The sequence below is a fragment of the Actinoplanes palleronii genome, from assembly GCF_016862315.1.
GTDB lineage: Bacteria > Actinomycetota > Actinomycetes > Mycobacteriales > Micromonosporaceae > Actinoplanes > Actinoplanes palleronii.
The window spans coordinates 1-23,011 of the sequence record NZ_BOMS01000179.1 but is presented as its reverse complement, the minus strand read 5'-3'; the positions used below and the strand labels follow the sequence as shown (position 1 = coordinate 23,011).

The 23,011-nt window shown below is 71.6% G+C and carries 17 protein-coding genes; 8 read left to right on the top strand and 9 right to left on the bottom strand.

Features of this window, described 5'->3' with window-relative positions; genetic code table 11:
* Positions 1-60: 60 nt before the first annotated feature.
* Positions 61-651 carry an SET domain-containing protein gene (locus Apa02nite_RS48180; RefSeq protein ID WP_203831134.1) on the top strand — a complete coding sequence of 197 codons (591 nt, stop codon included), beginning with the start codon at positions 61-63 and terminating at the stop codon, positions 649-651.
* Positions 652-1,067: 416 nt separating this feature from the next.
* On the opposite strand, the gene Apa02nite_RS48175 is transcribed toward Apa02nite_RS48180, so the two are convergent.
* Complete coding sequence (locus tag Apa02nite_RS48175) at positions 1,068-1,415, bottom strand: TM2 domain-containing protein (protein ID WP_239165098.1); 348 nt, start codon at positions 1,413-1,415, stop codon at positions 1,068-1,070.
* A gap of 109 nt (positions 1,416-1,524) precedes the next feature.
* Positions 1,525-2,319, bottom strand: a complete 795-nt coding sequence (locus Apa02nite_RS48170; protein ID WP_203831133.1) for an SAM-dependent methyltransferase — start codon at positions 2,317-2,319, stop codon at positions 1,525-1,527.
* A 147-nt stretch (positions 2,320-2,466) separates the two neighbouring features.
* Here Apa02nite_RS48170 and Apa02nite_RS48165 point away from each other — a divergent pair, with 147 nt between their 5' ends.
* Positions 2,467-3,372, top strand: coding sequence for a serine hydrolase (locus tag Apa02nite_RS48165; RefSeq protein WP_203831132.1), 906 nt, complete (start codon positions 2,467-2,469; stop codon positions 3,370-3,372).
* 232 nt (positions 3,373-3,604) lie between these two features.
* On the opposite strand, the gene Apa02nite_RS48160 is transcribed toward Apa02nite_RS48165, so the two are convergent.
* Complete coding sequence (locus Apa02nite_RS48160) at positions 3,605-4,372, bottom strand: phosphotransferase enzyme family protein (RefSeq protein WP_203831131.1); 768 nt, start codon at positions 4,370-4,372, stop codon at positions 3,605-3,607.
* A 56-nt stretch (positions 4,373-4,428) separates the two neighbouring features.
* Positions 4,429-5,955, bottom strand: a complete 1,527-nt coding sequence (locus Apa02nite_RS48155) for a S8 family serine peptidase (RefSeq protein ID WP_203831130.1) — start codon at positions 5,953-5,955, stop codon at positions 4,429-4,431.
* 219 nt (positions 5,956-6,174) lie between these two features.
* On the opposite strand from Apa02nite_RS48155, the gene Apa02nite_RS48150 reads away from it, so the two are divergent.
* Positions 6,175-9,351: a diguanylate cyclase gene (locus Apa02nite_RS48150; RefSeq protein WP_203831129.1), complete on the top strand. Its 3,177-nt coding sequence runs from the start codon at positions 6,175-6,177 to the stop codon at positions 9,349-9,351.
* Between the two features lie 193 nt (positions 9,352-9,544).
* Here Apa02nite_RS48150 and Apa02nite_RS48145 read toward each other — a convergent pair whose 3' ends face one another.
* Positions 9,545-10,477 (bottom strand): SDR family NAD(P)-dependent oxidoreductase, encoded by a 933-nt coding sequence (locus tag Apa02nite_RS48145; protein ID WP_203831128.1) that lies wholly within the window; start codon positions 10,475-10,477, stop codon positions 9,545-9,547.
* A gap of 181 nt (positions 10,478-10,658) precedes the next feature.
* Here Apa02nite_RS48145 and Apa02nite_RS48140 point away from each other — a divergent pair, with 181 nt between their 5' ends.
* Genes Apa02nite_RS48140 through Apa02nite_RS48130 form a run of 3 tightly spaced genes read left to right on the top strand, consistent with a single transcriptional unit; the run spans position 10,659 to position 14,018 of the window.
* Positions 10,659-11,516 carry a helix-turn-helix transcriptional regulator gene (locus Apa02nite_RS48140; protein WP_239165097.1) on the top strand — a complete coding sequence of 286 codons (858 nt, stop codon included), beginning with the start codon at positions 10,659-10,661 and terminating at the stop codon, positions 11,514-11,516.
* Between the two features lie 32 nt (positions 11,517-11,548).
* The gene (locus Apa02nite_RS48135) at positions 11,549-13,417 is read left to right on the top strand and encodes an Hsp70 family protein (protein WP_203831127.1); all 1,869 of its coding nucleotides are present in this window, start codon (positions 11,549-11,551) and stop codon (positions 13,415-13,417) included.
* 46 nt (positions 13,418-13,463) lie between these two features.
* Positions 13,464-14,018 carry a suppressor of fused domain protein gene (locus Apa02nite_RS48130; protein WP_067686404.1) on the top strand — a complete coding sequence of 185 codons (555 nt, stop codon included), beginning with the start codon at positions 13,464-13,466 and terminating at the stop codon, positions 14,016-14,018.
* Positions 14,019-14,025: 7 nt separating this feature from the next.
* Here the strand turns inward: Apa02nite_RS48130 and Apa02nite_RS48125 are convergent, their stop codons facing one another.
* Both Apa02nite_RS48125 and chvE read right to left on the bottom strand, forming a co-directional pair.
* Positions 14,026-15,597 carry a methyl-accepting chemotaxis protein gene (locus Apa02nite_RS48125; RefSeq protein ID WP_203831126.1) on the bottom strand — a complete coding sequence of 524 codons (1,572 nt, stop codon included), beginning with the start codon at positions 15,595-15,597 and terminating at the stop codon, positions 14,026-14,028.
* A 5-nt stretch (positions 15,598-15,602) separates the two neighbouring features.
* Positions 15,603-16,679: a multiple monosaccharide ABC transporter substrate-binding protein gene (gene chvE, locus Apa02nite_RS48120; RefSeq protein WP_203831125.1), complete on the bottom strand. Its 1,077-nt coding sequence runs from the start codon at positions 16,677-16,679 to the stop codon at positions 15,603-15,605.
* 298 nt (positions 16,680-16,977) lie between these two features.
* On the opposite strand from chvE, the gene Apa02nite_RS48115 reads away from it, so the two are divergent.
* A complete protein-coding gene (locus Apa02nite_RS48115) occupies positions 16,978-19,215 on the top strand; it encodes a putative bifunctional diguanylate cyclase/phosphodiesterase (protein ID WP_203831124.1) in 2,238 nt (745 codons plus the stop codon).
* A 249-nt stretch (positions 19,216-19,464) separates the two neighbouring features.
* Positions 19,465-20,622 carry a cytochrome P450 family protein gene (locus tag Apa02nite_RS48110; RefSeq protein ID WP_203831123.1) on the top strand — a complete coding sequence of 386 codons (1,158 nt, stop codon included), beginning with the start codon at positions 19,465-19,467 and terminating at the stop codon, positions 20,620-20,622.
* A 173-nt stretch (positions 20,623-20,795) separates the two neighbouring features.
* Here Apa02nite_RS48110 and Apa02nite_RS48105 read toward each other — a convergent pair whose 3' ends face one another.
* Positions 20,796-21,800 (bottom strand): sugar phosphate isomerase/epimerase family protein, encoded by a 1,005-nt coding sequence (locus Apa02nite_RS48105; protein WP_203831122.1) that lies wholly within the window; start codon positions 21,798-21,800, stop codon positions 20,796-20,798.
* Positions 21,797-23,002, bottom strand: a complete 1,206-nt coding sequence (locus tag Apa02nite_RS48100; RefSeq protein ID WP_203831135.1) for a Gfo/Idh/MocA family protein — start codon at positions 23,000-23,002, stop codon at positions 21,797-21,799. The genes Apa02nite_RS48105 and Apa02nite_RS48100 overlap by 4 nt, the downstream gene beginning before the upstream one ends.
* Positions 23,003-23,011: the final 9 nt, after the last annotated feature.

The following is a 23,011-nucleotide window of genomic DNA, read 5'->3' as shown; positions in this document are numbered from 1 at the left end:
CGAGATCTGGGCGGGCGCGGGTATTGGTAGCGCGGTCGGTTGTGGTCCGGGTGGGGGCGGATGTCGGTGATGCCGCATCAGGGGCGAGTCGTGGTGTTGAGACTGGCCCTGCCTGCGGTGCATCCTGGACCGATGTGGGCTTTGCCGGAGCCTGGCTGCTGGTTGCATCCGGAGGTCGAGGTGCGGCGGTCAGCGATCGAGGGGGACGGGCTGGTCGCACGATCGCCATTGGCGGCGGGGACTGCGGTGTCGCGACTCGGCGGGCGGCTGGTGAACGGCGACGCCCTGCTTCGTCTGCTGGCGGTCAGCACTCACTACGTCGACTCGATCACCGTGGCAAGGGACACGCACCTGGTGCTGCCGCCGGGTCAACCCAACGGCAAGGGAAACCACAGTTGTGATCCGAACCTGTGGTGGGCGGCGCCTTACACACTTGTCGCGCGGCGAGATGTCGCGGCCGGGGAGGAGCTGACCAACGACTATGCGACGAGCACCGGCGAACCCAGCTTCGTAATGCCGTGCCGGTGCGGGACGCGGCTGTGCCGCCGCGAGGTCACCGGCGCTGACTGGACAAGGCTCGAACTACAAGAACGGTATGGCGACCATTGGGTCCCGGCCCTGCTCGACCGAATCCGGCAGTCATCAAGATGAGCCTGCTGCTGGAGCTGGAGCGGGCCCAGAGTCCAACGAGCAATGTCATCGCTCAGCCGGCCGGCGGCGGCTGACCACAAGGCTGCCGGTGGGATCACCCCGTCGCAGGCCTTGACCGTCTTACCCGGGACCGGCCGTCTTGCCCGGGACCGGCCGTCTTGCCCGGGACCGGCCGTCTTGCCCGGGACCGGCCGTCTTGCCCAGGACCGGCCGTCTTGCCCAGGACCGGCCGTCTTGCCCGGGACCAGCCGTCTTGCCCGGGACCGGTCGCTTCACCCGAGATCGGTCGCCCTGCCCGGGACCGGTCTTTCGATCAGGGCTGGTCGCGTTACCGGAGGGTCGGCGATGGGCTCGGGTGGTCCTGCGGTTCGGCTCGGGCCTCGTGTCGGCAGGTGCGGATCGGCTCGGTCGTCGATTCAGGTGGCGTCGAGGATGCGGTAGCGGGCCATGACCGTGGCTCGGCGCTCCTGGTTGACCGCGCGGACGCGGCGGGCGAGGAAGAAGACGTCGAGGACGGTCCATACACCCAGGCCGCCGAGCGTGAACAGCATTGCGATCGAGCGGGCGGTGTCGCCGAGATAGAACCGGTGGCCGCCGAAGATGCCGGCGACGGCCCAGATCGCGTACGCATGCCTGGGGTCTTTTTTGATCGCGTCGAATTCTGACTCGGCGCGCAGCAGCCGCAATCGCTCCCATTCCGGAAGGAGAACCGGGGGAGCCGGGAGCGGGGCCGGAAGGCCGACCTGGTCCTGCGGCGTCGTCATCCGCGCAACGATAGCGGCCACGACCGGCAGGCGACGCTCCCGAGCCCGAGCCCGAGCCCGAGCCCGAGCCCGAGCCCGAGCCCGAGCCCGAGATTCAGACCGAGAACGGTCAGGGTTTGCGGGCCACCGCGCCGAACAGCGAAGCCTCCACCGACGTCGGGTGCTCCTCCGCCGACGGATCCGGGCGCCATTCGCTCACCGCCACCACCCCCGGCTCGATCAGCTCCAGACCGGCGAAGAACTCGTCGAACTCCGCCCGCGCCCGTGGATACACGTCCGACCGGCCGCTGCGCAGGGCCTTATCCCAGTTCGCCTTCAGTTCCGGCGTGAGGAAGTCCGTGGTCGCCATCGACATCATCAGATAGCTGCCGGACGGCAGGGCGTCGAGCAGCATGCGGACGATCTCGACCGACCGGGGGTGGTCGGGCAGGAAGTGAGCGACCGCGACCAGGATCAGCGCGACCGGTTTCGATAGGTCGAGGATGTCCAGCGCGGCCAGGATCTGCTCCGGCTCGCGCAGGTCCTCCTCGAGATACCGGGTCTGGCCCTCCGGGGTGCTGGTCAGCAGCGCGCGGGCGTGCGCCATCACCATAGGGTCGTTGTCGACGTAGACGATGCGGCTGTCCGGAGCGACCCGCTGGGCGACCTCGTGGGTGTTGTCGGCGGTGGGCAGGCCGGTGCCGACGTCCAGGAACTGCCGGATGCCGGCCTCGCCGGCCAGGAAACCGACCGCGCGGCCGAGGAACGCCCGGTTGGCCCGGGCCGCGATCCGCGCCGCGGGGTACGACTTGGCGAGCAGATCGCCCGACTCCCGGTCGGCGGCGAAGTTGTCCTTGCCGCCCAGCCAGTAGTTGTAGCGGCGGGCCGGGTGCGGCACCCCGGTGTCGAGCTTGTCGATCGTCACGCCGCGATCCTAATAGGATCTTGCCGCCCGTGGTACGTCCCGCGGGCGATTACCGCAGGTGGTTGCCCGGATGCCGAGCGTGTGGAGTTTGGTAAACGGCCCGCGAGACGGCACTATGCACGGGTGGTTCGTTACCGAGTTGCGATTATGGCTGTGGCGGCGGCTGTCGTTCTCGGCGGCGGTGGCCTGATCTATGCCGGGCTGAGCAAGGACGGCGGCTCCGGCGGGGGCGGCCTGCTGCCGAACGCTCTGACCGGCGGCGATGCCACGCCGGCCGCCTCGCCGACGCCGACCGGGCCCAGCCCCGAGGAGTTGGCGAAGGCCGAGCGGGCCAAGCGCGAGAAACAGCTGACCGCCGCGCTGAAGAAGCTCACGGCGACGTCACCGGAGTTCTCGGTCGCGGTCCAGGACAAGACCACCGGCGAGACGTTCGTCTATCGGGGTGACGAGCACTACGACACGGCCAGCATCGTCAAGGCGCAGATCCTCGCCTGCATGCTGCTCAAGGACCAGGACGCCGACCGCGCCCCGACCTCCGGCGAGATGGCCCTGGCCACGCCGATGATCCAGCTCAGCGACAACAACGCGACGACGGCGCTGTTCCAGCGGCTCGGCGGGCGCACCGCGGTCGGCGGCTGCAACAAGCGGCTCGGTCTGAGCGACACCGTGGTGAACAGCTCCTGGGGCCTGACCAAGACGACTGTCGATGACCAGATCAAGCTGCTGTCCGAATTCGTCGACACCAAGGGGCCGCTCGACGCGGATTCCCGCAAGGCCGCGTTCAAGCTGATGAACACGGTCAACCAGGCGCAGGACTGGGGCGTCCCGGCGGTCGCCAAGGCCGACGAGACATTCACCGTCAAAAATGGCTGGGACACCCGCTCGGCGGACGGCGGCCTCTGGGCGGTCAACACGATCGGCCGCGTCACCTCGAAGGACGACGACGTGGACGTGTCGGTCGCCGTCCTGTCGCACAACAACCAGTCGATGGAGGGCGGCATCGCCCTCGTCGAAAAGGTCGCCAAACTGACCCGTCAATACCTCAAATACTAAAACCCCTATTCGGTACGAATACGGAGCGCCCGCCCGCAGGCTACAAGCCGAGTCCCGTGGCAGCCTCGCGCGACACCGCCGCCCCTCACGACCGTGCCGCGCCCCCAGACCCCGGCTGGTCCTCAGGGGTGTGTCAACGGCTCTGAGACACCCCTGAGAGCCAGCGGGGGCGGTGAGGCGCGCTGCGGTCCGGGGTGGTGGCGGTCTTGCGTGAGACCGGGATGGGCTTGGCCTACGGGTGGGCGCTCCGTGCTCGTACCGAAAGGTATTCGGCGTCGCCGAGGTACTGGCGGTGGTGGCCGGCTTTGAGGTGTGCGGCGAAGGCGGGGTCGCCGGCGGAGGCGCGGGCGCGCATGAAGGCGACCATGTCGTGCAGGCGGGTGATGACCGTGGGGAGCAGTGCGGCGCGGTCGGCATCGGTCAGGCCGTAGCGGTCGCAGAAGAGGCGCAGGCGGGCGGACTGTTCGGCGGCCGAGCCGCGGGCGTCGTTGCTGCCCGGAGCGGTCAGCGGGGCCCAGCGGTAGACCGCGTAGGCGACGTCCCACAGGCGCGGGCCGGGGCGGGCGTGGTCGAAGTCGAACGTTCCGGTGGTGCGGTTGCCGGTCATCACACAGTTGTACGGTGCGTAGTCGCCGTGGCAGATCACCTCGACCGGCTCGATGGCGGAGCGCTGCCAGCCGTCGCGCGGAGCGGTCCGGGCCAGGGGGACTGTCGCGTCGTGATACGCCCGGAGCAGGTCGGCGGCGCTCAGCAGGGCCTCGGTCGAGGTGGCGGCCGGGCTGAGCGGGTAGTCGGCGACCTCGCCGGGCAGGAAGTCGAGGATCTCCTCGCCGTCCGGCGTGAGGCCGTGGAAGCGGGGCGCGCCGGTGAAGCCCGCGGCCTCGAGGTGCCGCAGCAGGTCGTGCACCCGGGGTGACCAGGGGCCGGTCGGGCGGTGGACCCGGTCGCCGATGCGGAGCACGGAGTTGATTCCGCCGGTCAAGATCTCGGGCTCGGTCATCAGGCCATGATGCCGAAATGGGGCAGCCGAAGCCGCCCCATTTCCGTCCCGCAAGATCAGCCCCAGTACGCGCTCGACCAGTCCTCGGATGACCAGAAGCGGCCAGACCAGGAACCCGCCGACCAGAAGCGCCCGGACCAGAAGCGGCCGGTCCAGCTCGGGTCGGCCCACGACGACGCCCCGCCCCACGGCGTGCCCGCCCAGACCGCCGGCGCCCAGGTCTTCGACGCGAACGACGTGCCGGTCCAGCCGTCGCCGGCCATCGGCATGCCCATCCAGGCGCCGCCCTGCCAGGTCTTGCCGAGCGCCGCGTACGCCGCCCAGTTCGCGCTGTGGAACGGACCGAAAATGGTCATCTCACCGCTGAGCGCGACGTTGTTGCTGACCACCCGGCTGTCACCCCGGGCGTCGTCGAGGTTGCCGCTGCCGTTCGACGGTGTCCAGGTCTGCTTGCTGGCCGACGACGGGACCGTCTCCAGCGCGGCGTTCACACTGACCTGCTTCAACCCCAGCGCGGCCGCCTTGCCGGTCACCGCGGTGCCGCGCTTCAGCACGTCCTTGACCTGATCCGGGGTGTACGACGGGCGGGCCTGCAGCAGCAGCGCCACGGCGGCCGAGGTCACCGCGGCGGCCTGCGAGGTGCCGCTGCCACGGAACAGTGTGGTCCCGGTCCGGGCACTCGGGTAGGTGTTGTCGATGTTCGAGCCCGGGTCCCGCAGCGACGCGATCGACTCGCCGGGCGCGAGCACGTCCGGCTGCTTCTCCTGGCTGGCCAGGTTGGTGAAGGTGGCCAGCTCGTCGTCGCCGGTGGCGCTGGTGCCCTTGGTCGCGGTGGCGCCGACCGACAGCACGAACGGGTCGGTCGCCGGGTTGGCCAGGGTGGTGCTGCCGTTGCCGTCGTTGCCGGCCGCCGCGACCACCACGATGCCGGCCTTCCACGCCTGCTCGACGGCGAACTGCAGCGGGTCGGTCCAGGCGTTCGGGTTGCCGCCGCTGCCGTACGACAGGTTGAGCACCCGGATCGGGCTGGCCGGGTCGTCGTTGCGGTGCTCCACCACCCAGTCGATCGCCGCGATCACCTGGGACACGTCCACCGCCCCGTTCGCGGTGCCCAGTTTGATCGAGGTGAGCTTGGCCTTCGGCGCGATCCCGACACTGCCGCTCGCGGTGTCGTTGCCGATGATGATCCCGGCCATGTGGGTGCCGTGCCCGTAGGTGTCCAGGTAACGCAGGTCGTCGGACTGCGACTCGAAGGACAGGTCGGGGCCGTTGACCAGCTGCGCGGCCGGGAGACCGGCGACCGGTGCGACACCGGTGTCGAGCAGCGCCACGCCGACTCCCGCGCCGGTCAGGGCCGCCGCGGCACCGGTGTCCGCCCCGATGATCTTGCGGACGTCCTTCAGCGAGGTGCCGGTCGTCCCGGTCGTACCGGTGCTCAGCCAGGACCCGGACCAGCCGCCGCCCGGGGTGGACCGGCTCGCCGCCGCGGCCGGCGTCGCCGGTGCGAGCAGGGCCAGCGGCAGCAGTGCGGCGGCGGTGGCCCGGGACAACCGGCGGGGGCGGCCGGCGCTAGATGAGGGCACCTGATGTCCTTCCGAAGAACGAACCCGGCCACGATCAGTGGCCAGGTCCACCACTCTCGGTAGCGAAACGGGTTCCCGTCCAGAGCTGCGCGGGTCTTCCGGACGTTTGGATGATCAAGGTTGGTGTCCGCCGGACGGGATTCCGGGGAAGACTTCAGGTTGCCTGCCGGGTGGCCGATGGGCGGTCTCCGGAGCAACTGGTGTGGAAGGGTCGGTGACGTGGGCGGCATCCTGACGCTCGACCCCGTCACCGGGACTGCGGGGCGCGCCGAACTCAACGGCCGGCTCGCCGGCGCGCTGCGCTCCGCCACCGCGACCGGCCGGCACTGCTCGCTGTTCCTCTTCGACGTCGACCATTTCAAGACCGTCAACGATGTGTACGGCCATCAGCGCGGCGACGAGGTGCTCCGGGAGATTGCGGAACGCGCGGTGTCCGCGGTGGCCGAGACCGGCACGGTTTTCCGGTACGGCGGTGACGAGTTCGTCGTCCTGCTCCCGGACACCACGGCGGCCGGCGCGCTCCGGCTGGCCCTGCGCCTGAGCAGCGCGATCCGGGAAACCGCGTACGGCGCCGAGCCGCCCCTGCACCTGTCGGTCAGCCTCGGCGTGGCCACCTTCCCCGAGCACGCGGACTCCGCGAGCACCCTGCTCGGCGCCGCCGACCGCCGCAACTACCTGGCCAAACGTCGCGGCCGCGGTGGTGTGGTGGCCGACGACGCGGACACCCCGGCGGACGGCGGCTCGTCCCGGCTCTGGGAACGTGACGCCGCGCTGGCCGCCACCCACGAGTTCCTCACCGGGCTCGCCGCACACCACCGCGGCGCGCTGCGGATCACCGGCCAGCCCGGTGCCGGACATACCCGGTTCCTGGCCGAGGTGGCTCGGCTCGGCCGGCTGCGCGGGTTCGGCACGGCCGCCGGCGGGGACGGCCCGGTGCTGCTGCTCGCCGATCTGGACACCGACCCGGAGCTGCTGCTGCGGGACTGGCCGGCGGACCGGGCGGTCGGTGTCGCGTACGCCACCACCGGCCCGCCTGCCCGGCTGCCGGTTCCCGAGCTCGGCGTTGCCCGGCTCGACCCGTGGTCGCCGGCGACCGTGCACATCTGGCTGCGCGCCGTGCTGGCCGGCGAGCCGTCACCGGCCCTGGTCACCGAGGTGGTCCGGCGCAGTGGCGGTCTGCCCGCCGCCGCGGTGACCGCCCTGGACCGGCTGCGCGAACGGGTCGAGGTGATCCCGGACGGCTCCGGTGGCTGGACCCTCACCCCGGCCGGCGCCGGTGCACCCCGTCGCCGGTTGCGGCTGCCCGCCGAACTGACCGCGCTGATCGGCCGCCAGCCGGAACGCCGCCGGGTGACCCACCTGCTCGGCGAGAACCGCCTGGTCACGCTCGCCGGGCCGGGTGGCATCGGCAAGACCCGGCTGTCCGCCGCGGTGGCCCGGGACGTGGCCGGCGGCTACCCGGACGGCGTGGTCTTCGTCCCGTTCGCCGACACCACCGACACCGACGAGGCGATCCGGGCGCTCGCCGCCGCCCTGCAGGCCGAGGACGTGCCCGGGATCGACCCGGCCGACGCGCTGGCCGAGGTGCTCGCCGACGCGGAACTCCTGCTGGTCGCGGACAACCTGGAACAGGTGCCGGGGCTCGCGCTCACCCTGGCCCACCTGCTCGCCGAGGCGCCCGGGCTGCGGATCCTGGCCACCAGCCGGGAGCCGCTGGGCCTCTACGGCGAACAGGTCTATCGGGTGCCGCCGCTGCCGGCCGCCGACGCCGAGGCGCTCTTCGTGCAGCGGGCCCGGGCCGTCGACGGTGACTTCGCGCCGAGCGCGGGCGACCTGGCCGACGTGGTCGCGCTCTGCGCGCGGATGGACGGGCTGCCGCTCGCCATCGAACTTGTCGCGGCGCGGGTCGGCAGCTATCCGCCGGCCAGGCTGCGCACCCTGCTCGACCAGCACCTCGACGTGCCCGGTGGGCCCGGCCCGCGGGACCGGCCGGAACGGCAGCAGACCCTGCGCGGGGCGATCGAGTGGAGTCACGCGCTGCTCGACGCGGACGAACGACGGATCTTCACGGGGCTGGCGGTGTTCGCCGGCGGGTGCACCGAGGAGGCCGCCGACGCGGTGCTGCCGGGCGCCGCGGCCGGCCTGGCGCGCCTGGTGGACAAGAGCCTGCTGACGGTGGAGACCGGGGCGGGGCGGTTCCGGATGTTGGAGACCATTCGTACGTACGCCAAAGAACTGCTCGCCGGAACCGCAGCGGACCTGGCACCGGTCCGTCGGCGCCACGCCGCGTACTTCGCTGATCTTGCCGCCTTGGCGGCCGACGGGATGACCGGTTCCGATCAGCAAACCTGGGCGGAGCGCCTCGATCTCGACTACGCCAACCTGCGCGACGCGGTGAGCGGCGCGCTGGACGCCGGGGACACCGCGACCGCGGCCCGGATCTGCCGCGGCCTGTGGCGGTACTGGCGCAACGGCAACCACATCGCCGAGGGGCGGATCTGGCTGGACCGGCTGCTCGCCGTGCCCGGCGACCTGGACGACGCCACCCAGGCCGGACTGCTCTACCCGGCCGCGGTGCTGGCCGCGACCCAGGACGACAATCCGTCCGCGGCGGCCCTCGGCACGCGGTGCTTGACCCTGGCGGTGTCCGGAGGTGATCGGCCGACGGAGGCGCAGGCGCGGAACATCCTGGGGGTGGCCGCGCTGCGGTCCGGCGAGTACGCGGCGGCCGCCGATCACTTCCGGTTCGGCCTGGACGTGTGCCGGGAACTCGACCAGCCGGCCGGGGTGGCGATCGCGCTCGGCAACCTGGCGAAGCTCTCGCTGCGGCAGGGCGAGATCGGCGCCGCCGCCGGGCACATCGATCAGTGCCTGGAGCTGGAACGCGCCGCCGGTAACAGCCGGGGCGTGCTGCTCGGGCTGGAGTGCCGGACCGACATCCGGCTGGCGCAGGGTGACGCGGCCGGTGCGCGCGAGGCGGCCGGCGAGGCGCTCGGGCTGAGCCGGGAACTCGGCGACCTGTTCGGCGAGGCGATGGCGCAGCACCAGCTCGGCCTCGCCGCGCACGCGGACGGGGCGGCCGCCGAGGCGGCGCGGCTGCTGCGGGTGGGCCTGACCCTGCGGCACGAGCTGGGTGACCGGGAGGACCTGGCCAACTCCTTCGACGCGCTGGCCTCGGTGCTGGTGGCCGGGGAGCCGGCGCGGGCGCTGCGGCTGGTGTCGGCGGCGGGGGAGCTGCGGCGGCGGAGCCGGCTGACCGATCCGGCCGAGGCGCAGGCACGGCGGGCGGCGGTTTGCGCGGCGGGCCGGGCGGAGCTGGGCGAGCGCGGGTTCGCCGCGGCGTGGCGGGCCGGCGCGGCGATGTCCCTGGACGAGGCGGTCGCGGACGCCACGTGACCCGTCCCGAGGTTGCGGTGCCACGCGGGTCGCGCCCCCGGCTGGTGCTCACGGTCGTCTCAAGCCCGCGGAGGCAGCCCCCAGCACCAGCCGCCTGGCGTTACCTGCGGGCGGTGCCGGGTTGCCGGCTGGCTCTCAGGGGTGTGTCGAGGGCTCCGAGACACCCCTGAGAGCCAGCCGGCAACCGCAACAGTCAGGACTTGAGCAGCTCGGTGGTGGCGGACCAGAGGCGGGTCTCCCGGGCGCGGTCATGGGCGATCGGGAGCACCTCGATCACCCTGTCCTTGAGGACGAACGCGCCGTCGCGCAGGTGGGACCAGCGGGCGTCGAGGGCCAGTGAGGCCAGCGCCGGGCCGGAGCGTTCCGGGGTGGACACCCCCGGCAGGCGGCCCAGGGCGCGGCCGATCGCCTGCACCGCCGCCGGGGCGCCGCGGCCCAGCGAGGTGCCCGGCATCCAGCCCGGTTCGAAGACCGTGACGTGGACGTTCGGGCCGGCCTGGCGCTGCAGCTCGTGGGCGTAGTAGAGGATCGCGAGCTTGGCGTTCGAGTAGGCGACGCCGTTGGCGGTCATGCTCGGCGGCGTCGAGGCGGGGGCGGGGCGGGCGATGTCGATCGGGTCGGTCCACTTCGCTTCCGGGACGCTGAGCAGCCGGCGCCAGAAGTTGGCGTGATACGTGTTCGAGCCGAGCAGGACGATGCGGGCCGGTTCCGGTTGCGCGGTCAGTTCGTCGAGCAGGTCCTGGATCAGCTGGGCGTGGGCCAGGTAGTTGACCGCGAACGTCATCTCGTAGCCGTCGGCCGAGGCGATCCGGGTGTCGGTGGTCATCGCGCCGGCGTTGGCCACCAGGGCCTGCAGGGGGCGGACGGTTCCGGCGGCGAGCAGGTCCCGGACGGTGGCCGCGGCGGCGCGGACGTCGGCGAGCCGGGACAGATCGGCGCCGATCTCGTGGACCCGGGCGCCCAGGGCGCGGGCCTCGGCGGCGATCGCGGTCAGCGCGTCACCGGAGCGGCCGACCAGCAGCAGGTCCGGGCGGTCGGCGGCGGGGCGGGCGGCCATGGCGAGAACGGCGTGCCGGCCGAGGCCGCGGGTCGGGCCGGTGATCAGGACGGTTCCGGTGGTGGTCATGCCATCAGCGTGCCGGGACCGCGAATGACCAGGCAGTCGTCGGGTTTTCGTAGGACTGCCAGGGCCAGGTTGAGGACGGGCGCGGGGACAAAGCGGAGACAAGGCGGAGACAAGGCGGAGACAAGGCGGTGGGACTGACAGGGCCAGGACAACCCGGCGATCGGGGCGGAGACTGGAGCGCGTGGAATCGTGGGAGTTCGGCCGGATGGTGCGGCGGTGGCGGGACCGGGTCACGCCCGAGGCGGTCGGCGTGCCGGTCGGGCGGCGACGGCGGGCGACCGGTCTGCGCCGGGAGGAGCTCGCCGCCCTGGCCGGGATCTCCGCCGACTACCTGACCCGGCTCGAACAGGGCCGGGCGACGGCGCCCTCCGCCCAGGTCGTCGAGTCCCTGGCGCGGGCACTGCGGGTGCCGGACGCCGAACGGGATCTGCTCTTCCAGCTGGCCGGGCACGCCGCGCCGGGGCTCGGGGTGGTGCCGTCCCGGGTCACGCCGAGCATTCAGCGGCTGCTCGACCGGCTGGCCGGCACGCCGGTGGTGGTCTACGACGCGACCTGGACGCTGGTGCTCGCGAACGCCCCCTACAACGCGCTGATGGGTGACACCACCGGCTGGCAGGGCCTGGAGCGCAACGCGATCTGGCGCAACCTGTGCGGGCCCGCGTCCCGGGTCGTGCACTCCGGCGCCGAGCAGGCCGAGCACGAGGCGCGACTGGTCGCCGACCTGCGGATGACCGCGTCGCGCTACCCGGCGGACCGCTCGCTGCGCCGGCTGATCGGCGAGCTCGCGGACGCCAGCCCGCGCTTCACCGAGCTGTGGGACGCCGAAGCGCCACCGGAACTCGCCGGCCCGGGCCGCCAGAAGGTCGTCGACCACCCCGCGGTCGGCCGGATCACCCTCGACTGCGACGCACTGCTGGTCGCCCTGGACGACCTGCGGATGACCATCTACACGGCCGAACCGGGCACCGAGGACGCGGAACGGCTCGCGCTCGCCGTGGTCGTCGGGACCCAGATGCTCGTCGATCGGGTTCAGGGCTGACGCATCGGTGAGCTTCTGTTTGACTGAGCGTCATGCAGAGCGCCGCGCCGCGTCTGGCGATCGACTACGGATCCGCGTGCACCCGGGCGGTGCTGGCCTGGCCGGACCGCCCCTGGCACGCGTTGATCATCGAGGGGACGCTCGAGCCGTCCAGCGCCGTGCACGTCGCCCGGGACGGTGGGATCACCGCCGGGCCCGGTGCGTGGCGGCTCGCCGGTGAGGACCCGGGCGGGTTCGTGGCGGCGCCGCTCGACGGTGGGGTGGGAACGGTGCGGGTCAATGGTCGTACCGTGGAAGTTGCGGACCTGGTGGCGGCGACCTTGCGCCTGATCGCGGACGAGGCGGCCCGGATTGCCGGGATTCTCCCGGCGGACATCCGGATGAGCGTGCCGGCCGGCTGGGATCCGGTCCGGCGGACCTGGCTTCGGCAAGCCGCGCATCAGGCCGGTCTCGGCCGCCCGCAACTGATCGAGGCGCCGGTCGCGGCTCTGCTGTCCACGTCCGGTCCGCTGTCGTCCGGGCCGTCATTTTCCGGTACGACCTCAGCCGGCGGCCGTTACGTGCTGGTGTGTGACGTCGGCGCGACCGCCGAGGCGAGCGTGGTGCGCGCCGAGCCGACCGGCGCCGAGGTGCTCGCGACGGCGGCCGACCCGGACGCGGGTGGACGAGCCGTCGACGACCGGCTCGTGGCGATGCTCCTGAACACCGCGGCCACCGGCAACGCGCAATCCGAAGCGGACACGGGCGGCTCGGACGTCGGGGCTGTCCTGCGTGCGGGGACTGCGGCGACCGCGGCCATCCTCCGTACCGGAAAAGAAGCGGTCTCGGTGCAGCCGGCCGTGACCGTCCCGCTTCCCGCGCCCGGCGTGGCGGTCGTGCTCAGCACGACCCTGGTGGAACAGGCGGCCGAACCCGTCCTGCGGCGCGTCGTCGCGCTGGCCTCGGCGGTGCTCCGAGCGGCCGAGCTGAGCGCGGGCGACCTGGCCGAGGTGTACGTCGTCGGCGGCGCGGCGGCGATGCCCGCGGTGCCGCGCGCCCTGGAACGACACTTCGGTGTGCCGGTGCGGGTCGCCTCCACACCCGGCGCGGCCGTGGTGCTCGGCGTCGCCGAAGCCGAGGGCGCCGCCGCACCGGAGACCGAACCGGCGCCGGTCGTGCCACGGCTGACCGTGCTGCGGATCCTGGGACTGCTCGTGCCGGGGCTGGCGTCGGTGGCCGTTTTCAGTCACTTCGTCGTCACCGCGCGCGGGGCGACCGCGTCGAGCTGGGGCGAACTGGCCCTCGCGGGCGTGCTCGGGCTGATGCTCTGCCTGGCCGCCGGACCGTGGATCGGCGCGGCGCTGGCCCGCGACGCCGGGTTGCGGATCCGCTGGGACGCCTCCGGGCAGGTGTCGGCGGGCCTGCTCACCGCGGACGCGTTCGGTGTGACGGTCGCGGCCCTGTACGCGGTGGCCGCCGCGCTCTACCTGGTCGCGCCGTTCGGCGAGCCGCTGCAGTGGTCGCTGCTGCCGGTGCTCCCCGCCGCGCTGCTGGCCGGCGCCGTCGCGGTGATCATCCGAAGGCGGCTCAGCGCGCCGGTGATCGTGGAGTTCCCGCTGGTGGCGACGTTGATCCTGAGCGTGGGGAGCGTGCTGTTCGCGCTGACCGTCCGGGAGGAGTTCGCGCCCGGCGCGCAGGTCTGGGGCGAGGTGGCCGGCCGGGTGGGTGGCGCGCTGGTCGGTGTCGGCGTGGCGATGCTGGTGTTCCGGATCGCGGTGCTGCGCGGGATCACCGCAGTGGTGCTGGGGGTGTTCGGCTTCTTCATCGCGGATCCCCGCGCGATCGGGGTGTTCGGGGCCGGGGTGGGCATCGCGGTCGCGGTGTGGTGGGGGCAGCGGCTGCTGGCCCTGGTCCGCACCTGAGAGTGGCCGATTTCGCCCTGGTCGGCGCGTGGCCGATGATCTCAGGGTGAGTAACTACATCGAGCACCTGGAGTCGCATCTCGGGCTCATCTCCGGCGGCTACCGCGGGGACGGTCTTCAGGTGATCTATTCGGAGGCGGGCCTGCCGTTCGAGGGCGTGCGGACCCTGGTGACCGCCGGGCTGGGACGGCTCGACCTGGACCTGCCCGACGGCAGCACGGTGCGGCAGGAGCTCGTGATGCACGTGCCGGCCGGCGCGGCGTACCAGGACCGGACCGCCGCGCTGCTGCTGCAGGTGGCCAAGCGGATGGCCGACCGGCGCACGGCCCTGCGTACCCATCAGGTCCTCGGCCCGTTCGGGCCGCTCTTCCCCGGTACGTCGATGACCGCGCTGGTCGCCGCCCCGCCGCAGTACCTGCCGGAGACGTTCGCGGCGTGGCGTGGCGAGGAGCCGCCGATCATCATGGCCTGGCTGTTTCCGATCACCACGGCCGAGGCCGGGCTGGTCGCCGAGCACGGCTGGGACGAGCTGGAGAAGATCCTGATCGCCGAGGACCCCGACCTCAGCAACCCGGAACGCCCCGAGGTCACCCTGCGCTGAGCGGGTGTCAGTACCGGAAGTGGCTCACCAGGTTCTGCAGGTTGTTGGCCATCACGCTCAGCTCGGTGACCGCCTGCTGGGACTGGGCGATGCCCTCCGTGCTGACCTGGGTCGCGGTGGCCAGGCCGGTGATGTTGGCGGCGATGTCGCCGGCGCCGGACGACGCGAGGGCGACGTTGTAGCTCATCTGCTCGGTGGTGGCGGTCTGCTCGGCGACCGCCGCGGCGATGGTGGCCTGGTAGTCGTTGATGTGCGCGATCACCGAGGTGATCTCGCCGATCGCGGTGACCGCGCCCGCCGTGTCCGCCTGGATGGCCTGGACCCGCCGGGAGATGTCCTCGGTCGCCCGGGCGGTCTCCTGGGCGAGTTCCTTGACCTCGCCGGCCACCACCGCGAAGCCCTTGCCCAGTTCGCCGGCGCGGGCCGCCTCGATGGTGGCGTTCAGGGCGAGCAGGTTGGTCTGCTCGGCGATGCTGGTGATCACCTTGATCACATCGGCGATCTCGGCGGACGACTCACCGAGCTTGCCGACCTGGGCGGTGGTCGCCTCGGCGACCGAGACCGCCTGCTGGGCGACCCGGGCCGCCTCGGTGGCGTTGTGCGCGATGTCCCGGATCGAGATGCCCATCTGATCGGTGCCCTGCGCGACGCTGCCGACGTTGTCGTTGACGCCGGCCGCCGCCTGGGACGCGGTCTGCGCCTGGGTGGCGGCCTGCTCCGCGGAGCGGGACATGGTGCCCGCGGTCGCGGTGAGCTGCTCGGCGGCGGCCGCGACCGCCTGGGCCGAACCGGCCACCGAGGAGACCACCCGGCGGGTGTTGGCCTGCGCCTCGTCGAGCGCCCGGGCCATCTGGCCGACCTCGTCCTGGCCGCGGACCTCGGCCGCGACGGTCAGGTCACCGGCGGCCATCGCCTGCAGGGCGGCGCGGACCCGCTGCAACGGCCGGGTGATCGACACCACGACCAGGCGGGCCAGCACGACAACCAGGATGGCGGCGACCGCGACCGCGAGCCAGAGCACCCGCTCGGCGGTGGCCTTGCCGTCGCGCGAGTCTTTGTTGGCCTGCGCGACGGTGTTCAGGAACAGCTGCCGCTCGTTCGCCAGCACCGCGCTGACCAGGTAGTTGTCCACGCCCACCTGTTCCCAGGCGAGCCGGGCGCCGGCCTGGTCGGCGGCCGCCGACGCGACGAAGCTGGTCAGCGTGGTGGTGTAGTCGGCGATCGCGTCCTTGATCCGGGCGACCGCCGCGTCCAGGCCGCTGGGCAGCTCGATCGCCTCGAGGCTGGTGAGCAGCTTGTTCGTCGACTCGATCCGGGTCTTCAGCAGGGTGGCCTGCGCCGCCGGGTCGGCCCGCACGATCGACTGCAGGCCGTTGGCCCGCAGCGCGGTGGCCTCACGGTCCAGCTGCAGCACCATGGCGCTGGCCGAGTTCAGGTTCTCCAGGTTGCGCGAGGTCGCCGCGGCATAACTGTCGTTGATCACGGTGACGCCGAGGCAGACCGCGAGGGCGGCCAGGCTCGCGCCGACCAGCACGGTCAGCTTGGTCCGTACCGAGAGGTCGAGAAAACGCTGGATCACCCGATTCACCCCGCCAGCTGGTCGGCTGTGTAATAGCCGCCGTCGACCAGCACCCGCTGGTAGTTGGAGCGGTCCACGTTCACCGGCTGGAGCAGGAACGTCGGCACCACCTTGACACCGTTGTCGTACTGTTTCTCGTCGTTGACCTCGGGCACGCCACCGAGCAGCAGCGAGTTGGTCATCTGCACGGCGACCTTGGCGAGTTCCCGGGTGTCCTTGTAGACCGTCTCGGTCTGCTTGCCGGACACGATCAGCTTCACCGACTCCAACTCGGCGTCCTGGCCGGTGGTGACCGGGAGCTTCTTGGCGCCCTTGCCGTACCCCTTCTCCTCGAGCGCTTCGAGGATGCCGCGGGTCAGGCCGTCGTACGGGGAGAGCACCGCGTCCACCCGCTTGCCGCTGAGCGGACCGGCGAGCAGGCGTTGCATGCGTTTCTTCGCCACCGCGCCGTCCCAGCGCTGGGTGGCCACCGTCTTGAAGGCGACCTCGCCGCTGACCACGCGCAGCCGGCCGGACTTGATCAGCGGTTTGAGCACGCTCATCGCCCCGTTGTAGAAGAACGTGGCGTTGTTGTCGTCGGCCGACCCGGCGAACAGCTCGACGTTGTCCGAGCCCTTGGTGCTGGTCAGCTTGAGCGCCTTGACGATCGCGCCGGCCTGCATCACGCCGACCTTGAAGTTGTCGAAGGTGGCGTAGTAGGTGATGTTCGGGGTGTCCCGGATCAGCCGGTCGTAGGAGATCACCGGGATGTCCGCGGTCGCCGCGCTGGCGAGCACGTCCTTGAGCGCCGTGCCGTCGATCGCACCGACCACGAGCGCCTTGACCCCGCTCTTGATCATGCCGCTGATCTGGCTGATCTGCTTGTCGACGTCGTCCTCGGCGTACTGCATGTCGGTCTGGTAGCCGAGCAGCTCGAACTGCCGCTTGATGTTCGTGCCGTCACCGACCCAGCGGGCCGACTTGGTGGTCGGCATGGCGATCCCGATGGTGCCGCGATCCGGTTGACTGACCGCGGTCTCCGCCGCGTTACCGCAGGCGGTGGCCATAGCGAGCACCACTATCCCGACGACGAACCAGCGCATGGGGATCTCCCTTTCTCAGGTCCCCATCTTCAGCCGTGCCGGACGGATATGAGACCTATTCCGGTCCTTTCGTCGTTTTCTTCTTGCCGGCCCTCGTTTTTTGGATCTTCGTCGACGCTGCGGAGCATCCGGAGAAGGACTCCGCGCTCAGCGCGCCGTCCGGATGGCAGACGTACCAGGCGGAGGTGTAGCAAGCGATATCCACATCCGGCACGGTCGGCTGCCGGGCGGTGTCGCGGAGTGCCGAATCGGTGCGAATCTGTCTCAAGATCGGTCGCGGGTTCCCGATACTGCGGGTATGCGGCGGGCGGTGGCGTGGTGGATCCTGGGCGGGTTGCTGCTCGCGCAGGTGGCCGTCATGGCCCTGTCCCTCGACGGCACACTGTTCGCCGGGCTGGTCCTCAACGCCGTGTACCTGCTGCCAGGTCTGCTGGTCGCCGGCCGCGCGTGGCGAAACCCCGGGCCGGACCGGGCCGCTTTCGGCTTCCTGTCCGCCGGCATGACCGCGTACGGCGTGGCAAACGTCTACTGGTACCTGGTCGTCCGTGACCTCGACCCGGAACCGCTGGTCAGCCCGGCCGACGGGATGTGGCTGGCGTTCTACCCGTGCTTCGCGGTCGCGCTGGTGCTGCTGCTGCGCCGGCGACTGCCCCGGCTGAGCACTGCCGCGTGGCTGGACGGGGTGATCGCGTCCGGGGCGGTCTCCGCGCTGGTGTCCGTACCGCTGCTGGCGACCGTGGATCCGTCCCCGCAGGCCACGCTCGTGGGGGTGGTGGTCAACGCCGCGTACCCGGTCTGCGACATCGTGGTGGCCGGTTGCCTGCTCGGTGCCTGGGCGCTCTGCGGCTGGCGGGCCGAACGGACCATCATCCTGATGATCGCCGGGATGGCGCTGTTCGCCACCGGCGACGCGTTCAGCATGATGCTGATCTGGCAGGGCATCGACCCGTGGCCGGCCTGGATCGAGCTGACCTGGACGATCGGGCTGACCCTGCTCGCGCTGGCCGCCCGGCACACGGCTTCTTCGCCGGGCTCCGCTGCCGGCGGTCAACCGGCTGGTATGTGGGTGAGCACCGCGGTGCCGTCCGGGCTGGCCCTGCTCTGCCTGGCCCTGCTCGTCTACGAGGCGCTCGCCGACCACCTGGCGCCCCCGGTCAGCAGCTGTCTCGCCGGGATCGCGGTGGCCGCCGCGATCCTCCGGATGATCCTCAGCGTGCGCAGTGCCGAGGCGCTCGGCGCGGCCCGCCGCCAGGCCCGGACCGACGACCTGACCGGGCTGGCCAACCGCCGGCACTTCGTCGAGCACCTGGACCTGACGATCGCCGGGAGCGAGCCGTGCCTCTCCGTCGCGTTCGTCGACCTGGACCGGTTCAAGGAGGTCAACGACAGTTTCGGACACGACGTCGGCGACAGCCTGCTGCGGATGGTCGGCGACCGGCTGCGGGCCGCGCTACCCGACGGCGTGCTGCTGGCCCGCCTCGGCGGCGACGAATTCGGGCTGATCATGCCGGGCTGCGACGCCGGCGGGGCCGGCACGATCATCGAGAACATTTTGCGTACGCTGCGCGAGCCGTTCGCCCTCCCCGAGGTCGACCTGCACGTGGACGCGAGCGTCGGTATCGCGGTCTACCCGGACGACGGCACCGACCGTCCCACCCTGCTGCGCCGCGCCGACGTGGCGATGTACGCCGCGAAGAACGGCCACGACGGGCTCACGTTCGCGACCGGGCTCGACGACCAGGCGCGGGCCCGGCTGACCATGCTCGAGGAGTTGCGTACCGGCCTGAGCCGGGGCGAGCTGGTCCTGCACTACCAGCCGAAGGTGCTGGTCGGAGCGGCGCTGGAGGTGTGCGGCGTGGAAGCGCTGGTCCGCTGGCAGCACCCGGTCCGCGGGCTGATCTACCCGGACGACTTCCTCTACACCGCGGAGAGCGCCGACCTGATGCGGCACGTCACGGCGGCGGTGCTCGACCTGGCCTGCCGTCAGATCCGCAGCTGGCACGACGAGGGGCTGCCGATCTCGGTCGCGGTGAACCTGTCCGTCTCCAACCTGCGCGACCCGGAGTTCCCGGCGCAGGTGGCTTCGCTGCTGGAACGGTATGACCTGCCACCGAGCGCGCTGGAGCTGGAGGTCACCGAGAGCGTGCTGATGACCGATGCGGATCACGCGCTGGCGTTGCTGGGCCAGCTGCGGGGGATGGGCATCAAGCTGGCGGTCGACGACTACGGGACGGGGTACTCCAGTTTGACGTACCTGCAGGTCCTGCCGGTCGACGACCTGAAGCTGGACCGGGCCTTCGTGTCCCGGTGCACCACCGATCCGCGCAGCGCGGCGATCGTGCAGAGCACGGTCCAGCTCGCGCACAGCCTCGGCATGCGGATCATCGCGGAGGGGGTGGAGGACGATGCGACGCTGGCCATGCTGCATGAGTACGGGTGCGACATCGCCCAGGGGTATGGCATCGCCCGGCCGCAGGACGCCGCGACGACAACGCGGTGGCTGCGCTCACACCAGATCGCAACCCTCGCCGCCTGATCCCACCCGCCGCTCGATCACCTTCCCGACCCACCCCCTTCCTCCCTCCGCCCCGCACCCGCAGGCGCGAGGCGGCTGGGACTCCGGGCCGTGGCGCGTGTTCCTGCTTCGGCTGGTTCTGAGGGGTGCCTCCCGCTTGTTGAGGCACCCCTCAGAACCAGCCGGGAACCGGTACTTCTCGCTTTCTGATCCTTTGAGGACGCTGAGGAGGGACGGCATTGATCGCGGTCAGCGTCTACGTTGCCGGGTATGGGGCTGTTCGGCGAGGAGTATCAGGCAGATCCGCATCCGGCGCTGGCGGAGCTGCGGCGGGACGGGCCGGTGCACCGGGTGGTGACACCGGGCGGGGTGGCGTTCTGGATGGTGACCCGGTGGGCCGAGGCACGGCACGTGCTCGCCGACCCGGCACTGTCGAAACGGCAGCCCGTGGACGGCTTGCCGCCGGAGCTGCAGGCCGCGATGGCGACGCAGATGTTGCTGCGGGATCCGCCGGACCACACCCGGCTGCGGCGGCTGGTGACGGCGGCGTTCACGGCCCGGCGGATCGAGGCGCTGCGGCCGCGGGTGGAGGAGATCACCGACCGGCTGCTCGACGGCCTGGAATCCCCGGGCGACCTGATCGAGGCGCTGGCGTTCCCGCTGCCGTTCGAGGTGATCTGCGAGTTGCTCGGGGTCCCCGGCGATGAGCGGGGAGCGTTCCGGGGCTGGTCCAACACGATCATTCTCGGTCAGTTCGGGACTGCGGAATTCACCGAGGCGATCGGGGACCTCGTCGGGTACCTGCGCGGGCTGTTCGATCGCAAGCGTGCGCGGCCCACCGACGACCTGCTCGGTGCGCTGGTCTCGGCGGAAGGGGACCGGCTCTCCTCCGACGAACTCGTCTCCATGACGATCCTGCTGCTGATCGCCGGACACGAGACGACGGTCAACCTGATCGGGAACGCGGTCTACCTGCTGTGCCGCCACCCGGACCAGAAGAAACGGCTGCTGGACGACCCGGGGCTGGTGCCGGCGGCGATCGAGGAGACGTTGCGGCTGGCGAGCCCGTCGGCGACCACGACGTACCGGGTGACGACCCAGCCGCTGACCCTCGGCGAGGTGACGATCCCGGTGGGGGAGCAGGTGCTGGTGTCGCTGCTCGCGGTCAACCGGGACGCGCAGCGGTTCACCGCCCCGGACGTGTTCGATGTGGACCGGGCGGACGGCGGCCACCTGGCGTTCGGCCACGGCATCCACTTCTGTCTGGGCGCGCCGCTGGCCCGTTTGGAGGCCCAGATCGCGCTCGGCCGCCTGCTGTCCCGCCACCCGGACATCCACCTCACGGTGCCCTGGCAGGACCTGCGCTGGCGCTCAGGCTTGCTGATGCACGGCCTCACCGCCCTGCCGATCACCGTCGCGGCCTCCTGAGCTGGTATTCGTTGCGGCACCCTGAGCTGGTGTTCGTCGCGGCACTCTGAGCGCCGGCTCGCGATGGCTGGCTGGTGCTGAGGGGTGTCTCGCGGAGCTTGAGACACCCCTCAGCGCCAGCCGGGGTGGGGAGGCGCGGCACGGTCTGGGGTGGGCGCGGTCCGGCGGGCTGGTCAGTGGGAGGTGAAGGCGGCGTCGAAGGCGGCCGTGGGGGCGTCGAAGAGGTTCTTGCGGACGAACTCCAGGGCCGACGGGGCGCCGACCAGGCGGTCCATGCCGGCGTCCTCCCACTCCACCGAGATCGGGCCGGTGTAGCCGATCGTGTTGAGGGCGCGGAAGCACCGCTCCCACGGCACGTCACCGTGGCCGGTGGAGACGAAGTCCCAGCCCCGGCGCAGATCGGCCCAGGCCAGGTGCGAGCCCAGCCGGCCGTTGCGGCCGTTGCCGACCGCGAGCTTCACGTCCTTGCAGTCGACGTGGTAGATCCGGTCGGCGAACTCCAGGATGAAGTCGGCCGGGTCCAGGTCCTGCCAGATGAAGTGGGACGGGTCCCAGTTCAGGCCGAAGGCGGGGCGGTGGCCGATGGCGTCCAGGGCGCGCCGGGTGGTCCAGTAGTCGTAGGCGATCTCGCTGGGGTGGACCTCGTGGGCGAAGCGGACGCCGACCTCGTCGAACACGTCCAGGATCGGGTTCCAGCGGTCGGCGAAGTCCTGGTAGCCGGCGTCGATGGCCTCCTGGGAGACCGGCGGGAACATCGCGACGTACTTCCAGATGGACGAGCCGGTGAAGCCGACGACGGTGTCGACGCCCAGGTTCGCCGCGGTCCTTGCGGTGTCCATCAGCGCGGCGGCGGCCCGCCGGCGGACGCCTTCCGGGTCGCCGTCGCCCCACACCGCGGGGGACAGGATGCCCTGGTGCCGCTGGTCGATCGGGTCGTCGCAGACCGCCTGGCCGGTCAGGTGGTTGGAGATGGCGAAGACCTTCAGGCCGTACTTGTCCAGGATCTGGCGACGGCCGGCGATGTAGCCGGCGTCGGTGGCGCCCAGGGCGACGTCCAGGTGGTCGCCCCAGCAGGCGATCTCCAGGCCGTCGTAGCCCCAGCCCGAGGCGAGCTCGCAGACCTCCTCGAACGGCAGGTCCGCCCACTGTCCGGTGAAGAGAGTGATCGGCCGGGTCATACTCGCTCCTCAACAGGATCGACGATGGCGGACTCGACGGTGACCCACGACGACGTCTCGGCGGACCGGGACACCGCGTCCAGGACCAGCTGCACCTGCAGCGCGTCGGCGAACGACGGCGTCGGGTCCTCTCCCGCCGCGATCGCCCGGACCAGGTCGTGGGCCTGGTGGGTGAAGGTGTGCTCGTACCCGATGGTGTGCCCGGGCGGCCACCACGCCGCCATGTACGGATGCGACGGCTCGGTCACCAGGATCCGGGTGAAGCCCTGCTCCTCGACCGGCCGGTCCAGGTCGTAGAACTGCAGCTCGTTCATCCGCTCGACGTCGAACACCAGCGTGCCGAGCGAACCGTTGATCTCCACGCGCAGCCCGTTCTTGCGGCCGGTGGCGAACCGGGTGGCCTCGTAGGTGGCCACCACCTGATCGCCGAGCCGGGCCAGGAAGAGCACGGCGTCGTCCACAGTGACCTCACCGCGTTCGACCACGCCGCCCGCGGAAAGAGCGGACAGCCCGGCCGCCGCGGATGGCAGCGGCCGGGACCTGACGAACGTCTCGGCGAGCGCGCTCACCTCGGTGACCAGCCGGCCGGTGACGAACTGGGTCAGGTCGACGATGTGCGCGCCGATGTCACCCAGTGCCCCCGAGCCGGCCACCTCCTTGCGCAACCGCCAGACCAGCGGGAACTCCGGGTCGACGATCCAGTCCTGCAGGTAGCACGCGCGGACGTGACGGATGGTGCCGAGCCGTCCGGCCGCGATCAGGTCCCGCATCAACGTGACCGCCGGCACGCGGCGGTAGTTGAAGCCGCACATCGCTCGTACCCCTGATGTTTTTGCCGCATCGGCGGCCGCGACCATCCTGCGGGCCTCGTCCACCGAATTGGCCAGGGGTTTCTCGCAGAGCACGTGTTTGCCCGCGCTCAGCGCGGCGATCGCGATGTCGGCGTGCGTGTCACCCGGCGAGCAGATGTCGATCAGATCGACGTCGTCCCGGGTGAGCAGCGTACGCCAGTCGGTGGTGTGGTCGGACCAGCCGAACCGGCGGGCCGCGGCCGCGACCGCCGGAGCGGAGCGGCCGCTGACCACCTGCATCTGAACCGGCGACGGCAGGTCGTAGACGTGATTCACGGTGCGCCACGCCTGTGAGTGCGCGGCGCCCATGAACGCGTATCCGACCATGCCGACCCGTAGCGGTTGCGCCATGAAACCCCC

Bases quoted from the DNA above. Each gene is read 5' to 3' on its own strand.
- Apa02nite_RS48100 (WP_203831135.1), bottom strand. From the start codon at position 23,002: ATGGCGCAACCGCTACGGGTCGGCATGGTCGGATACGCGTTCATGGGC.
- Apa02nite_RS48145 (WP_203831128.1), bottom strand. From the start codon at position 10,477: ATGACCACCACCGGAACCGTCCTGATCACCGGCCCGACCCGCGGCCTC.
- Apa02nite_RS48105 (WP_203831122.1), bottom strand. From the start codon at position 21,800: ATGACCCGGCCGATCACTCTCTTCACCGGACAGTGGGCGGACCTGCCG.
- chvE (WP_203831125.1), bottom strand. From the start codon at position 16,679: ATGCGCTGGTTCGTCGTCGGGATAGTGGTGCTCGCTATGGCCACCGCC.
- Apa02nite_RS48165 (WP_203831132.1), top strand. From the start codon at position 2,467: ATGGCTGTGGCGGCGGCTGTCGTTCTCGGCGGCGGTGGCCTGATCTAT.
- Apa02nite_RS48115 (WP_203831124.1), top strand. From the start codon at position 16,978: ATGCGGCGGGCGGTGGCGTGGTGGATCCTGGGCGGGTTGCTGCTCGCG.
- Apa02nite_RS48160 (WP_203831131.1), bottom strand. From the start codon at position 4,372: ATGACCGAGCCCGAGATCTTGACCGGCGGAATCAACTCCGTGCTCCGC.
- Apa02nite_RS48135 (WP_203831127.1), top strand. From the start codon at position 11,549: ATGCAGAGCGCCGCGCCGCGTCTGGCGATCGACTACGGATCCGCGTGC.
- Apa02nite_RS48175 (WP_239165098.1), bottom strand. From the start codon at position 1,415: ATGACGACGCCGCAGGACCAGGTCGGCCTTCCGGCCCCGCTCCCGGCT.
- Apa02nite_RS48180 (WP_203831134.1), top strand. From the start codon at position 61: ATGTCGGTGATGCCGCATCAGGGGCGAGTCGTGGTGTTGAGACTGGCC.
- Apa02nite_RS48110 (WP_203831123.1), top strand. From the start codon at position 19,465: ATGGGGCTGTTCGGCGAGGAGTATCAGGCAGATCCGCATCCGGCGCTG.